The sequence below is a fragment of the Tunturibacter gelidoferens genome (assembly GCF_040358255.1).
Taxonomy (GTDB): Bacteria; Acidobacteriota; Terriglobia; order Terriglobales; family Acidobacteriaceae; genus Edaphobacter; species Edaphobacter gelidiferens.
Map to the genome: position 1 here is coordinate 5439636 of NZ_CP132938.1, position 13645 is coordinate 5453280.

At 56.5% G+C, this 13645-nt stretch carries 10 protein-coding genes; 3 read left to right on the plus strand and 7 right to left on the minus strand.

Annotation, left to right across the window (positions count from 1 at the left end):
- Complete coding sequence (locus tag RBB81_RS23390; protein ID WP_353072321.1) at window positions 1–885, minus strand: deoxyribonuclease IV; 885 nt, start codon at window positions 883–885, stop codon at window positions 1–3.
- Window positions 886–1050: 165 nt separating this feature from the next.
- On the opposite strand from RBB81_RS23390, the gene RBB81_RS23395 reads away from it, so the two are divergent.
- Complete coding sequence (locus RBB81_RS23395) at window positions 1051–1491, plus strand: DUF6526 family protein (protein WP_353072322.1); 441 nt, start codon at window positions 1051–1053, stop codon at window positions 1489–1491.
- Window positions 1492–1685: 194 nt separating this feature from the next.
- On the opposite strand, the gene RBB81_RS23400 is transcribed toward RBB81_RS23395, so the two are convergent.
- Together RBB81_RS23400 and RBB81_RS23405 are read right to left on the minus strand one after the other, a co-directional pair.
- The gene (locus RBB81_RS23400) at window positions 1686–2078 is read right to left on the minus strand and encodes a hypothetical protein (protein WP_183791887.1); all 393 of its coding nucleotides are present in this window, start codon (window positions 2076–2078) and stop codon (window positions 1686–1688) included.
- Window positions 2079–2115: 37 nt separating this feature from the next.
- Complete coding sequence (locus RBB81_RS23405; RefSeq protein WP_353072323.1) at window positions 2116–2745, minus strand: FMN-dependent NADH-azoreductase; 630 nt, start codon at window positions 2743–2745, stop codon at window positions 2116–2118.
- A 152-nt stretch (window positions 2746–2897) separates the two neighbouring features.
- On the opposite strand from RBB81_RS23405, the gene RBB81_RS23410 reads away from it, so the two are divergent.
- Entirely contained in the window at window positions 2898–3566 is a 669-nt protein-coding gene (locus RBB81_RS23410; RefSeq protein ID WP_353072324.1) for a TetR/AcrR family transcriptional regulator, read from the plus strand.
- A 156-nt stretch (window positions 3567–3722) separates the two neighbouring features.
- Here the strand turns inward: RBB81_RS23410 and RBB81_RS23415 are convergent, their stop codons facing one another.
- On the minus strand, window positions 3723–4124 hold the full coding sequence (locus RBB81_RS23415) for a fibronectin type III domain-containing protein (protein ID WP_353072325.1): 402 nt from the start codon (window positions 4122–4124) through the stop codon (window positions 3723–3725).
- Between the two features lie 66 nt (window positions 4125–4190).
- Window positions 4191–5975 (minus strand): cytochrome-c peroxidase, encoded by a 1785-nt coding sequence (locus RBB81_RS23420; RefSeq protein ID WP_353072326.1) that lies wholly within the window; start codon window positions 5973–5975, stop codon window positions 4191–4193.
- 737 nt (window positions 5976–6712) lie between these two features.
- Between RBB81_RS23420 and RBB81_RS23425 the strand changes: the two genes are divergently transcribed.
- The gene (locus RBB81_RS23425) at window positions 6713–7885 is read left to right on the plus strand and encodes a diflavin oxidoreductase (protein WP_353072327.1); all 1173 of its coding nucleotides are present in this window, start codon (window positions 6713–6715) and stop codon (window positions 7883–7885) included.
- Between the two features lie 80 nt (window positions 7886–7965).
- Here RBB81_RS23425 and RBB81_RS23430 read toward each other — a convergent pair whose 3' ends face one another.
- Window positions 7966–9624, minus strand: coding sequence for an AAA family ATPase (locus RBB81_RS23430; RefSeq protein WP_423248042.1), 1659 nt, complete (start codon window positions 9622–9624; stop codon window positions 7966–7968).
- Between the two features lie 50 nt (window positions 9625–9674).
- The gene (gene cobN, locus RBB81_RS23435; RefSeq protein WP_353072329.1) at window positions 9675–13577 is read right to left on the minus strand and encodes a cobaltochelatase subunit CobN; all 3903 of its coding nucleotides are present in this window, start codon (window positions 13575–13577) and stop codon (window positions 9675–9677) included.
- Window positions 13578–13645 lie beyond the last annotated feature (68 nt).

Below are 13645 nucleotides of genomic sequence, written 5' to 3' on the forward strand. Positions count from 1 at the left end.
CTATCCCGCCGCCAGCGTCCGCAACACCCCAACATTCCTTGCCTCATCCCCCGGAGCGTCCACCGGCGTCTCCGCAATAAACGCCGCATGCGCAAACCGCTCATCATGCAGCAGCCGCCGAAACACCTCCGCCCCAATCGTCCCCTCTCCAATATGCTCATGCCGATCCAGCTTCGACCCCATCGCCGCCTTCGCATCATTGCAATGCCACACCTTCACCGCATCGAACCCCACCGTATCCTTAACCAGCAGCATCGTCTCCACATACCCATCCGGCGACACCAGGTCATACCCCGCCACATGCACATGGCACGTATCCAGACACACCCCCACCGGCGCGCAAGCCTTCAGCGTCTCCACCAGCTCCGCCACCTGCTCCAGCTTCCCGCCAAGTGAAAACTCCGCTCCAGCCGTATTCTCAATCAAAATCCTGAAATCTTTCCCCTCCCACGGCACCCCATCGATCGCCCTCTCAATCGACTCCGCCGCCAGCCGCAGCCCCTCCTCCCGCGTCAGCCCCTTCCAGCTCCCCGGATGCAGCACCAGGTACTCCGCCCCCAGCGCCAGCGCCCGCTCCACCTCCCCACGAAAGGCGCCTACGCTACTGGTCCGCACGCTCTCCGTCTGGCTGCAGAGATTGATCAGATAACTAGCATGCACCGCCACCGGCCCCACATCATGCTTCGCCCGCAGCTCCCGCATCTTCTTCGCATCCTCCGGCTTCACCGTCGCCGCCCGCCACTGCCGCGGACTCGAAGAAAAAATCTGAAAGGTATTCGCCCCCGCCGCCACTGCCCGCTCCACCGCAGTCCACGTTCCCCCCGCAGTGCCCACATGCACGCCAATCCGCTTCTTCCCCGTCTTTGTGATAGCTGAACTCGTCATCCCCCAAGGCTACCCCACTCGCCTTACCCTTGCTGGAGGGTTGCTTGTTCTTTTGTTGTCATCCCGTAGGGATCTGCTTCTGTCGTTGTTTTTGCTTTTAGGAACCCATAACAGCCCAGGGTGCTATGCTGACCCCGCCATCATTTCCCGCAAAGAGGACGCCGTATGCCCGCCCCGCAGAACTTCAAAAACCACGCCCGCTTCTACCCTCTCTTTCACTTCATCATCCTTCCCCTGCTCCTGCTCAACCTCGTCTTCTCCATCTACATCACCATTAACAACTGGCCCGGCTACCAGCACACCCATCTCTGGGGAATCGTCATGGCCATCGTCTTCTTCCTGCTGGCCGGCGCAGCCCGTGGCTCCTCTCTCAAAGCGCAGGACCGCATCATCCGCCTCGAAGAGCGTCTCCGCCTCGCCGCGCTCCTCCCCGCCGCCGACCGCGCGCACATCGACGAGCTCACCGTCCCTCAACTCATCGCCCTACGCTTCGCCTCCGACGCCGAACTCCCCGACCTCGCCCACCGAGCCCTCACCAAAAACATGGACCCCAAGGCCATCAAGCAAGCCATCGTCAACTGGCGCCCCGACAACCAACGCATCTGAGTTCCACGAAAGTTTTACGCCCCATCGCCGCCCACTGGCAGCAAACCAGAGAAGCGCCCCGTCTAAATTCTCCACCCCCCAAACGCCGTCATCTCGACCGAAGCTGTTCCCGGTCTCATCGGGAACAGCGTAGTGGAGAGACCCCCGCATTTGCCTTTGCTGTTCCCGTCTCCTCGCTGCGACACAGGCCAATCTCAGGCCGTCTCCGAAGCCTGCACCTGCAGCAACCCCGCAAACGCCGACCGAACACCATAAGCCACCAGCCCCCACAGCACCGTCACAAACAAAGCCATCGGCAACCCTGCCGGAGCCATCAGCGCGTGGAAACAAATAATGTTCACGATCACCGGCCCAAGCAACACCAGAGCTAGCGGCACAAACCGGTTGATCAACAGAAACGCCGCAGGAATCAACTGCAGTAGAAAGATGATGACCAGATAGTGGGACTCAAACAGCGCGATCATGAAATCCCCAGCGACTCCAGGAGGAGGAGGAGGCGTCGGAATGAAGTGCAAAAAGCCGTTCAATCCGAAGACAAGAAAGATAAAGCCAAGCAGATACCTGGCAACCAGCGATGCGATCTTCATACCAATACCTCCTCCTTGGAGATCAACTAAGCAGCGATTAAGCAGCCACAAACTGCGAACGAATCGCCTCAACATGCGGCTTAAGGAACGTAGCCCGATCCACCTGCCCAGACATCACCGCCGAAGCGCCGCCGGCCGACAGGAACTTCGTATCCGTCACGCCAATGAAACCGAACACCGAACGCAGATAAGGCTCAACATGGTTGAACGAAGCCATCACCGTCCCCGCGTCATAGGCCCCACCGGAGGCGATCAGGAACGTAGCCTTCTTCCCCTGCAGAAGACCCTTCGGCCCTGCTTCCGAATACGAAAACGTCTCGCCGACGCGAGCAATCTGGTCGATCCACAGCTTCAGCAGCGAAGGAATCCCGAAGTTGTGCATCGGCACGCCAAAGACATACTCATCGGCCGCCCGCAGTTCGCCGAGCAGCGTATCGGACACCTCAAGCGCCTGCTTCTGCTCCGCCGTGCGAGCATCCTTCGGCGTATACGCGGCCCCAACCCAGGCAGCATCGACCGTCTTCAGATCGCTCGAGGTCAGGTCGCGGGTGATCACTCTTCCGTTCGGGTTCGCCTGCTTCCAGTTCTGGACGAACTCCTCAGAGAGATGGCGAGAGACCGAGGTCTCATTAAAGGGGCTGGAATTCACAACAAGCAAAGTGGACATGGCAAAATCTCCTATACGACATCTGACGTTTAAACAACTTGTGTCGATTCAGAAAAACACAACGAATGTCGTTTAAGCAAGTACTGTCGTCAAAATCGAGTAAAATACAACTGGCCGGTCAGATAAAATAGTGCCAGCCGGGTAAATTCAAAATGTCCAGCTCTCCCGCAAAACTCGCCGAAGTTCCCGAGCTGACCGTAGAGCAAGCCCCCGAGCTCATGCCAGAGCGGACCCCCGAGCGGACTACAGATCCGCGCATCCTCCGCACCCGCAACCTCCTCCAGCAGGCCCTCGTCAACCTCATGAAAGAAAAGCAGTTTGACAGCCTCTCCGTGCAGGACATCGCCGAAGCCGCCACCATCAACCGCGCCACCTTCTACGACCACTACCCCGACAAGTTCGCCCTGCTCGAGTGCACCGTCGGCACCCGCTTCAACGAACTCCTCTCCGAACGCGGAATCACCTTCAACGGCACCTGCACCGCCGCCCTGCGCGCCATCGTCCTCGGAGTCTGCGACTTCATCGCCTCGGCCCAGCTCCTCTGCACCGACCGCCCCGGCCAGATGGAGCCCCACATGGAGTCCGCCATCATCGCCGTCGTCCGCCGCATGCTCCTCGACGGCCTCGAAAAACACCCCTCCGCCGCACCCACCTCCCCCCAGATGATCGCCACCACCACCGCATGGGCCATCTACGGCGCCGCCAAAGAGTGGGCACAAACCCCCAACCGCCCCCCCTCCAGCGAGATCGCAGACACCATCCTCACCCTCGTCCACCCCGTTCTGGCCCTGATCGAACCGTCCCACTCCGCCCCAGCTTAAGAGCGTATCGACGTCTTGCGTTTCGCTAAATCCTCGAAATCGAACGAGAGATCAAACGAGGCAGTCTCGCATTTCAAAATTATCTGTGATTGATATCAGCTTCAGCTCAAACAGTTGATTGGCGAGGGCGACTTGCAGCCAAGTGGACTACGCTACCTAAGGGGTACTGAAGTGGTTGACCGAGTTCTTCACTCCATCGCCCTTGCCGGTGGACTCCATCGAGTCAACGGTGTAGTAGTAGGTCGTCCGTGGCTCGAGTTTATCGAGACGTACGCGGAAGACCGTCGATGAGTGACCCGGGTTCAACCTGATCGGAGATTTTGCGGTCTCGATCAGTCTATGTGGATCTGTCCCATAGTGCACGATTCCGTAGTGCACGGGGGAGCCACCGGGATTGTTCGTCGTCCAGTTGATAATCGTCACATGCGCCTTCGCCAATTCGATCTCGGGCCCATGGATGATCCGTACCTGCGCAGCTTTTGGAGTCGTTTGACTTTCCTGGGCGGACACGCTGCTGCTCAAAACCGAGATCGCCAATATTCCAACCACTCTGTTCATGATCACACCTGAAAAAGGTCGCTGGCCAGATAATCGAAGTCACATCCCCACCGTTTAACGTTGACGCTACGGAATAGGCGGTTTGGGTACAGGCGTGACGCCGCAGATCGCCGACGCGCAGGGTGGTAGAGGCGGAGTTGGGATCAGCAACTCGTTACCTTGGGTCGCCGCCGAACCGCCCCTCATACAAGCCCCCGTATAGGTATCGTTGTTGCGGTAAGGCCTCGTGAAACCGTCCGACAGTGTTTGAAGAAACGCAACCATTTCATCCTCCTCCTTATCCGTGAGGCCAAGATTCCCGCTGGTCATATCGATATTGTTCCGTACCTCAGGCGTAGGCCAGCAATCAACTTTTTCAGTTGTTCCCTTCGGGCAATGTCCGGAAGTGACGGGATACGCATACTTATCGCGCGTGTTATAGAAATGTACGAGTTGCTTCAGGCTCTTAATGTAGCCGTTGTGAAAGAACGCTTTCTGGAAGTACGGCCCGGGAGCCTCCGTGGTAGGACATTGTGGCGGTGTCATAGCCACATCGCGGGCCGACGATACCTGCATTTGTCCGTCGGCCGCAGGTGCGTATTGCTTCCAGTTCATATTTGGGTTGGGACCGGAGCCGAATCCGCTTCTTAGGAAAGTCCCAAGTCCCAAATCTCTGTAGCCAAAACCGTAAGGGTTAGCCGTGAATCCGTAAGCATCCGGCGTGGTCTCGTAATAGAAAGAATCTCGCGGATTGAGAGGTAGGCCCTCATTGGCCGAGCCAAAGCACGTGAACAGAGGATTCACCATCGCGGCCGAGCTAGTGTCTGTCTGGTTTAACTTGAGTGTCGTTCCTCGTCCGTCGAGGTGGCATGAATTGCAGTTGCCCTTGCCGTCAAAGAGCTTGAACCCCGCCATCTCCTCTGGTGTGAGCTTGTACTTACCGGCCAGGAACGCGTCGAATTTCGATGAGAAGGCGCTGACCTGTGCGGACTGCTCGTATGCGTCAATCGACTGTGCCCAACGGTCGTAGACCGTGTTGGCGCGGGTTCGGTCGGCCGCACTTAGAGGAATCGACGTGGTGCTCCCGCCAAACACCGCAGCCCCACCAGGGGTCGCACAGATCTGCTCCGTCTCACGGGGAAAGTTGATTTCGAACGAACCCTTGCCCCATACCTCCTCAAAGAGAGGTCGGTACACAGCCTGCGAAAGCCGGAATGCGATGCAGGCAGTGTCGGGGAGACCCATTTCCTGAGTATCGACGGGAGGGCCCTGTGCCTGCTCGGCGTCGGGAATCCTTAGCAAATACCCGGTCGCGCGTGAATCGAAGAAGTTTCCGCCAAAGAATTGGCCCTGCGCTTGGTTGTATTGGAGGACAGGGAAGAAGGGTGAATACGGGTGTCGCTGCGGGGTCCGCTTGCCTGCCCGAGTGTGAACCGATCCGGGAAACGCGCTTATTGTCAGGTTGACCGAGGGAATCGGCCCGCCGAAACCGACGTATGGCATGTGGCAAGACGCGCACGCTTGATTTCTGTTGGTTGATATGTTCTTGTCGAAAAGCATGAGCTCGCCGAGTGTCTCTACTGCTTCCGTTCCGATATCCCTAAGCACCGGCGGCTGACCTGTCAGAATCGGAGGCTGTAACCCGTGCCAGCGTGCAAGCGCTCGGTCTTCAATGACGTCCACCTCCCGTTCAACACGATCTATCTCGGAATTCAAATCGGGCGGGAGGATGCCAAGCGGGTATGGGTTGTAAACCGAGCCTGACAGTACGGGTCCACGCCGCGGCGGCACCGTTCGTTTGGTCGAGGTCATGAGCAGCGCCACGACACAAACGACAACGACCGCTCCTATCGCCAGCATTCGCCGATCCATAGATAACCTCTTCAGATAACCTCTTCGTGAGTCGTCGTTCGGGTTCTTAGGACGTCCGGATACGGTGTCAGTAATGCTAAACGCGCTTCTCGTCATTTGGCTTCCGGACTTGTCGGCAAAACAGGGAGCAATCACGCAAGGATAGAGGCATCGAATCGGCGGAACTTTCACGCTAAGTGTTACCGCACAACGATTGAAGAACGTCTGTCATTCTGAGCACAACGACGAACCTCAGCATTTGCCTCGTTCTTCTTTCCCAAGGGGAAAAACTATCGAAAGAACAAACCTGTCAAGCCCCCAACCAGCAAATCCCCGCGCCAGACAAGGAGATTCGCGTGGCACATTACCCCCACCCAATCCGATATACTTGTACCAGCAGGAAAAACTGCGAGGCGCTAAGGCTCCTTGCAGTTTTTCATTTAAAGCGATAAACAAGGGGTGGCATAGAAAGGAACCATAACTCCTTTATCTTCAATATTTTGCGAGCAACCCATCTGTAATGAATACGTTACAGACACACCTCACCCGCAAACCATTGTAAACAAAAGACATCCCTGCAAAATACCCTTGTGGGGAGGGGGGAGGGGTCGAAAGAGACTTGACTCAGAAATACCGTGAGACAAGAGGCAACAACGCACCACGGAATCACCACAGCGCACCAGCGAGACACCACGAAAACACCGCAAAAGAACACAGCCTTGCAAGCATTTTGCCCCGATGCGTTTTACGATAGAAGGATGACCGAAGTGGAAGCTCAAGAACAGCAATCGACCGGACGCGCGTCCAAATACACCCGCAACAACCCTTTCCTCTCCACCGTGACCTACAACCGCCTCCTTACCGGCGAGGGCTCGGAGAAGGAGACCCGACACGTCGAGCTCACCATCGAAGAGGGCATGACCTACACCCCCGGCGATGCCGTCGGCATCATCCCGGAAAACCGCGCCATCGCCGTAGCCGAGGCCCTCGAAGCCCTCCACTTCACCGGCCGCGAGCGCGTCCTCGACCACTACAAGGTCGAAATCAGCCTCGAAGAGGCCCTCCGCACCCGCCTCGGCATCGGCAAACTCGCCCGCGGCTCCGTAGGCCAGTACGCCAAGCTGGCCCCCACCATCGAGGGCTTAAAATGCCTCGTCGGCCCGGAAAACAAGGCCCGCGCCGAGGAGTACTGCTGGGGACGCGAGTTCGTCGACCTCGCCACCGACTTCCCGAGGGTCGTCACCGACCCCCAGCAGCTCTTCAACATCCTTCAGCGCCTCACCCCCCGCATGTACTCCATCGCCTCCAGCCAGGCCATGCACAAGGACAACGTCCAGACCACGGTCCGGGTAGTCCGCTACGAGTCCCATGGCCGCGACCGCCAGGGGGTGGCCTCCGGACACCTGGGAGACCGCGCCGGCGAAGGCACTTCGATGCCGATCTTCCTCCACTCCAACAACAACTTCCGCCTGCCCGAAGACACCACCAAACCGGTCATCATGATCGGCCCCGGCACCGGCATCGCCCCCTTCCGCGCCTTCCTCGAAGAGCGCCAGGCGACAGGCCAAAAAGGCGACAACTGGCTCTTCTTCGGCGAACAGCGCGAGGCCATGGACTTTCTTTATAAAGATCAGTTCCAGTCCATGCACAAAGACGGCATCCTCACCCGTCTCGATACGGCCTTCTCCCGCGATCAGGCCCGCAAGGTCTACGTCCAGGACCGCATGCAGGAGCGCTGCAAAGATCTCTACGAGTGGCTGGAACGCGGAGCCTACTTCTACGTCTGCGGAGACGCCACCCGCATGGCCAAGGATGTAGAAACAGCACTGCTCGACGTCATCGCCCGCGGCTCGAACGGCACCCTCGACCACGCCGCCGAGTACCTGGCCGCCATGAAAAAACAAAAGCGTTACCAGCGAGATGTCTACTAGAAGCCATGAGGCGGCGCGGCAAAAGTTGCTCGAATATGTCGCGCCACCTATCTCTGGAGAAAGACAGAAGATTTCGTACTTTATCGATCGACGCCGTTTTTCAGCAGAACGGAAAAATCATATCCCGCTTCAAACTCTGACAACCTAATGCACTCCATTTGCATTGTGTCAGCAAGTTCCTTCGCTTTACCGAATGCGTTGTTGCTTGACTCGGTGTCGACCACCAGACCGGGACATCGAATCCTGGCCGCCGCCTGCAACGCGTCATACCAGGCGTCATCGCTGCCATAAGGAACGTTCGCGCGTCCATCGGTGACAAGCAATAAGAGTGTCTCAGGAGTGACAAGTTCTTTCGCCAGTTCAAGCGCATGCGCGAGCGGGGTACGGCCGCCTGTCGGCAAATACTCCAGAGCTGCGAGGGCCGTCGCTACGTCGCTTGTAGGAGCAACCAAAATCTCGGCAGATTCTCCTCGAAATACAATCATTGCTACCTCGTCACGACGTCGCAGAGAGCGTTCAATGAGACCGGACACTGCCCCCTTGACCGCCCTCATCCGTTCGTGCGCAGCATGTGACCCGCTCGAATCCACGACAAACAAGAATCGCGATCTGACTAACGGCTCACGCATCTTCTCATATAAGTCCTGGGGACGTGGGCTCGGCTGACCGGTCTGTATGACAGCTTCGAGTACGGAAAAGCGAGAGTCCAGTTCCGCAGGCCGCTCGTTCTTTTTTGTTCTCACAACTGGTCCCGGCGCTTGCCGTTTGTGCCCACCTGTTGCTCCGCTTCTCCCACCGTCCACAGTCCAACGCAACTCGGGTGTTTTGACTGACAGCGACGAAAAGCGTTGTTCCGTCATTTCGTCCGTACCTTCACTCTCCCTACTCTGCGGCGGTGTTTGGGGCATTAGTGGCGGAGATGTTCCTGGAAGGGGCGGCCTCTGAGGTGAACGCGCTATGCGATGAGCCAAGGCGAGCGGCAGCACGGACCCAATGTGTTCCGCCGTGACTTCTTCACAACCCAGCATCGCTGCTTGTGCGCAGCTGGCACGCGCTATGGCGAGATCCGCACGAAGAGATATGACACCGTGCTCGCAAACGATCGTACTAATGTGCTCCAACATAGCAGTAGGACAACGCACAGACGGAAGCATCACCCTCGCAGCTGCGATCCGCTGTTGAAGATATGTCTGCTGCTCCATCCACTGAGCAACAAAAAATGAAGGATCGGTGTCATAGACCATGCGTCGTTCAACGACCTCCCTCCTTTCGGTTGCCAATCTGATGGCAGCAATATCGGCAACGAGGGCAAACCGGTCGAGCAACTGAGGCCGCAGCGATCCTTCTTCTGGATTCATGCTTCCCATTAAAACGAATCGCGCTTCCTGTACCGCGCTAAAACCTTCTCGCTCGACCGTGCTCACACCCGTCGCAGCCGCATCCAACAGTGCGTCGGCAAGATGGTCTGGCAAAAGATTGACCTCGTCGACATAAAGAACACCGCCGTTCGCTTCTGCCACCAGTCCAGGTCGAAGCGCTGGTTCACCCTTCAACGTACTCCCCAGATCCATTCCGCCAAGAAGACGGTCCTCCGTAATTCCTATTGGAAGATTGACGAAGCGGCCGGGCTTCGGAAGCAATTCGGCTAGAGCTCTGGCTGTTGTGGTCTTTCCCGCGCCTTTGTCTCCACGCAAGAGCACGCCCAAGCGCCAATCCACAGCGGCCAGCAGCAACGCCATCTTCATCTGCTCCTGGCCGACAATCGCGGCGAACGGATAAGTTGGACGGATCATACCGCGCTCCGTCTCATCTCACCGCGTGCTTCCAATAAGGTTTCGCTGTCGAACAGGACTCCACGCAATGCGTCGAGCGTCTCCGGTCTTGCGTCTTCCCATAGTCCACGTTCGTTCGCTTCGAGTAAACGTTCGGCGATCGCATTCAACGCCCAAGGATTTGACTGTTTCAGAAAGTCCTGCGTATCAGCGTCTAGCGCATATTCTTGAGCGAGCCCTTCATAGATAAAGTCTGGAGCTACGTGTGCCGTCGCATCGAAGCCGAAAATATAGTCGACAGTTGCTGTTAGCTCCAACCCACCTTTGTAACCGTGGCGCTTGATGCTCTCGATCCATTTCGGGTTGATCACGCGCGAGCGATAAACACGCAGCGCTTCTTCGCGCAAATCGCGCACGCGGACAGCATCCGGGCGGGAGCTATCACCAAAGTAAGCCTTAGGTTGTACCCCGGTAAGGGCGCGAATGGTCGCCACCATGCCGCCGTGGAATTGGAAATAATCATCAGAGTCAAAGATGTCGTGCTCGCGGTTGTCCTGGTTGTGCACCGCGACCTGTACGCTTTTCAAGCGTTCCGAAAATATACCCCGTGCATCCACGCCGTTTGCTGTCTTACCATACGCGTATCCACCCCATTCGAGAAATACCCGAGCAATGTCCTTGTCCTCCTTCCAATGACGTGTCTCCATCAACGCCTGAACACCCGTGCCGTAGGTGCCCGGTTTCGCACCGAAGATTCGATATCTTGCGGAAGCTTCTGCTTCTTCGGCACCCTGATCTCTATTTTTCTCGATGTCATGCAGATAGTGTCTTTTGACAAAATTCATCTCTAACGGTTCATCCTGCTGAATGACGAGCAAGACCGCGTCATCGATCATGTCAATGAGATGAGGGAACGCGTCACGGAAAAATCCGCTGATTCGAAGCGTGACATCAATGCGTGGCCGACCAAGCTTTTCCAGCGGAATCAGGGAGATTCCCTCCGGCCGCCTCGACTGTTTATTCCATATAGGCTGCACACCAAGCAGCGCCAGAACCTGGCTAACGTCGTCACCATGCGTACGCATCTGCGAAGTACCCCATGCGCTGAGCCCAACTGTCTCGGGGTACTGATCTTCCTCTGCACGGTAGCGCTCTATCGCCTCACGAGCAAGCTGCTGACCCACCCGCCACGAAGCTTCGGAGGGAAGCGCCCGTGGATCGACCGCGTAAAAATTTCTGCCAGTGGGAAGAATGTGCGCCATCCCGCGTGTCGGTGCACCGGCAGGCCCCGCTGGAATGTAGCGGCCTTCCAGAGCATCGAGGACATGCTCAACCTCTTCATTGACCCTCTCAAGATTTGGAACAATCTTCTGGCAGGCGAATGTAAGAGCTTCTGTGACCTCTTCTGAAGCTGAGCCTACAATCGCATGTTGCAGATCTTCGAGCGACTGGACACGAAAGCCAAGCTCTTCGAGCCTTTCGTAGAGACTTATTGCCATTTGATCCAGCGTTTCGAGTACATCAGCATTTGTGTAACAAACAGTCTCAGACAGAGTGATTGCAACATCAAGCTTCTTGCCTGGCTCTTCGAGAAGTTTCGGGTAGTCGAACTGAAGATTGCGGGCGATGGCACCTAAGAGACTAGGCGAACCCACGTTCGCCAATCGAGTCATCGAACGAAGCATCTCGGGAAGCGGTGGCATGTTGCCAAGAATGTGCAGACCATCGCGAATCTGCGCCATGCCAAGCTCACATAGATACCCATCGATGTCTTCAATCAGATGTGCAACTTCGCTTCCATTCATTTCGGCCAATGTAACGGGCACGCCTTCTGAGGTGAGTTCTTCCTCCCAATCATGCTTATGATCGCCATGATCGCGCGATAACATATTTTTAAGATCGAGATCGGCGTTGAGATTCGCATCCTGAATCAACTCCCAGATTTGTTGCTGGATGAAAGGCAGCTTCGAGGGGTCCAGCTTCTCAACGGCGTAGTACTCATTCACCAATTGATTCAACGCAGCGAGCGGCCCGTAGGTTTCTGCACTCGTCATAGGTGGCGTTAGATGATCCACAATTACCGCATGACCTCTGCGCTTCGACTGACTACCTTCTCCTGGATCATTAATGATGAACGGGTAAATAAGCGGCATATCTTGGAGCAGAAGATCCGGGAAACATTCGTCAGACAAACCAACAGATTTTCCCGGCAGCCACTCAAGCGTTCCATGCTTTCCAACGTGCACGATCGCATCGGCACCCCACCCGCCATCCTCCACGGAAGTCCCCAGCCATTGGTAGAACGCCGTGTAGTGATGAGTCGGCGGAAGATCAGGAGTGTGATAAATGGCATCGGGATTCAGGCCATATCCCCGCGGCGGCTGGATTGCTATCAGTGCGTTCTCCAGACGCATCGCTGCGAACAGGTAGTCATCAGTATCACTAAATGGTTCAAAGTCCATCGCAGCAATCTTGGTCGCAACCTCGCTCATCAGCTTCTTATCGATCTTCGAAGACGATCGCAGCGTATAACCGCGATCAGTTGGCTGGCCCCACGAATCTTTTAACCGCTTCTGTGGGGCGTCAGGAAAGCGTTCGAAACGTCGCCGATAGACCGCGCGCGAGTACCTGTGGGCGCGGTCCCCGTCCAGGGGGTATACGTCGTCGTACGTTCCCCGTGAAAGAAGATCGTGAATCAGATCATCTCCCGATTTCGGCAGGTCTCCGATGGAATACCGACGTCCTTTCATGGCGCGTAGCAGATTCAGCAAACTCGCCGGCGAGTCAAGGCCAACTGCATTCCCAACCTGCGCCGCCTTCGTCGAAGAGTTGGTAAGAACGAACGCGACACGTTTATAAGGATTGGCTAGAATCTGAAGTCTCGCCAGCCGGGCCGCAATTCCGGCGACTCGGTCTGCACGCTCTTGATGAGGGACATAAAGATCGCCGGATTGAACATTTCCTCGTTCCTTAAACGAGATCGGGACGGAGATTATGCGGCCATCAAACTCCGGAAGTGCCACATTGATCGCTGTGTCCAACGCATTTAAACCGCGCCGAGAGACCTCCCAATTTCCTCTTGGCATCCCGCTTGGGATCGCCTGAATAACCGGAACTCCCAACTTCTCCAGGATCGAAACATTCTCGCCAGCAAGTGTCACATCACCGGTGTTGATCTCGCCCAGGGCAAAAGACAACGTGGTGACAACGACATTGACGCGTCGTTCCACAAGTCGGAGCGCCGCAGGAAAACCATCATCCAGAGCCTTCATGCTCGATGTAAAGATGCAGAGTGCGTTCAAACCACGAGACTCCATAGCTTCAGCAAGTGCATCAACGAATGCAGTATTCCCGCTGAGAAGATGGGCACGGTAGAACAGGATAGCTGCCGTGGGCTTCGCAGGATCTGCGCGTTGCAGCCAGTCTTCGTACTCCGCATGCTCGAGATCTGGCATATAAATCCCGTGCTCTGCTGGAGTCGAAGGCTTCTCATAACCGTGCCCCGTCAGCAAGAGGCGGTCGGACAAAAACTTCAGGCATTCTAAGATATTCGATGTTCCACCACGCTCGAAATAAGCCGTTACCGACGCGACTATATCCAGATCGACGGTACCAGCACCGAGAAACTCAGGATTTATCTCACCGGTCCCGCTCACTACGACGAGGAATCGGTTTTGTGTAACGCACATGGCACGAAGAAGCGAGAAGCCCACAACCGAATTCAATGGGCCATGCAAACGCAGGACGATAACGCGAGCACGCGCCAAAACTCCCTCGAGCATCGCAGTCATTTGTTCTTCACTGCGTAGGCCGTTCAATGAATATGGGAACACATTGATGTCTTCAGGTAGCGCCGCGCGTGCGTTCTGGATCGTAACCAAGTCGGTGTCGGCATGCGTCAAGATCGCGATGCCTTGCACTTCTTGCTGTGTAGTTCCCTCCGCAACATTCGAGACTGAAGGTGCAGGTCGCGTATCCCAGTCGTAGA

Bases quoted from the DNA above. Each gene is read 5' to 3' on its own strand.
- RBB81_RS23390 (WP_353072321.1), bottom strand. From the start codon at position 885: ATGACGAGTTCAGCTATCACAAAGACGGGGAAGAAGCGGATTGGCGTG.
- RBB81_RS23395 (WP_353072322.1), top strand. From the start codon at position 1,051: ATGCCCGCCCCGCAGAACTTCAAAAACCACGCCCGCTTCTACCCTCTC.
- RBB81_RS23400 (WP_183791887.1), bottom strand. From the start codon at position 2,078: ATGAAGATCGCATCGCTGGTTGCCAGGTATCTGCTTGGCTTTATCTTT.
- RBB81_RS23405 (WP_353072323.1), bottom strand. From the start codon at position 2,745: ATGTCCACTTTGCTTGTTGTGAATTCCAGCCCCTTTAATGAGACCTCG.
- RBB81_RS23410 (WP_353072324.1), top strand. From the start codon at position 2,898: ATGTCCAGCTCTCCCGCAAAACTCGCCGAAGTTCCCGAGCTGACCGTA.
- RBB81_RS23415 (WP_353072325.1), bottom strand. From the start codon at position 4,124: ATGAACAGAGTGGTTGGAATATTGGCGATCTCGGTTTTGAGCAGCAGC.
- RBB81_RS23420 (WP_353072326.1), bottom strand. From the start codon at position 5,975: ATGGATCGGCGAATGCTGGCGATAGGAGCGGTCGTTGTCGTTTGTGTC.
- RBB81_RS23425 (WP_353072327.1), top strand. From the start codon at position 6,713: ATGACCGAAGTGGAAGCTCAAGAACAGCAATCGACCGGACGCGCGTCC.
- RBB81_RS23430 (WP_423248042.1), bottom strand. From the start codon at position 9,624: ATGGCGTTGCTGCTGGCCGCTGTGGATTGGCGCTTGGGCGTGCTCTTG.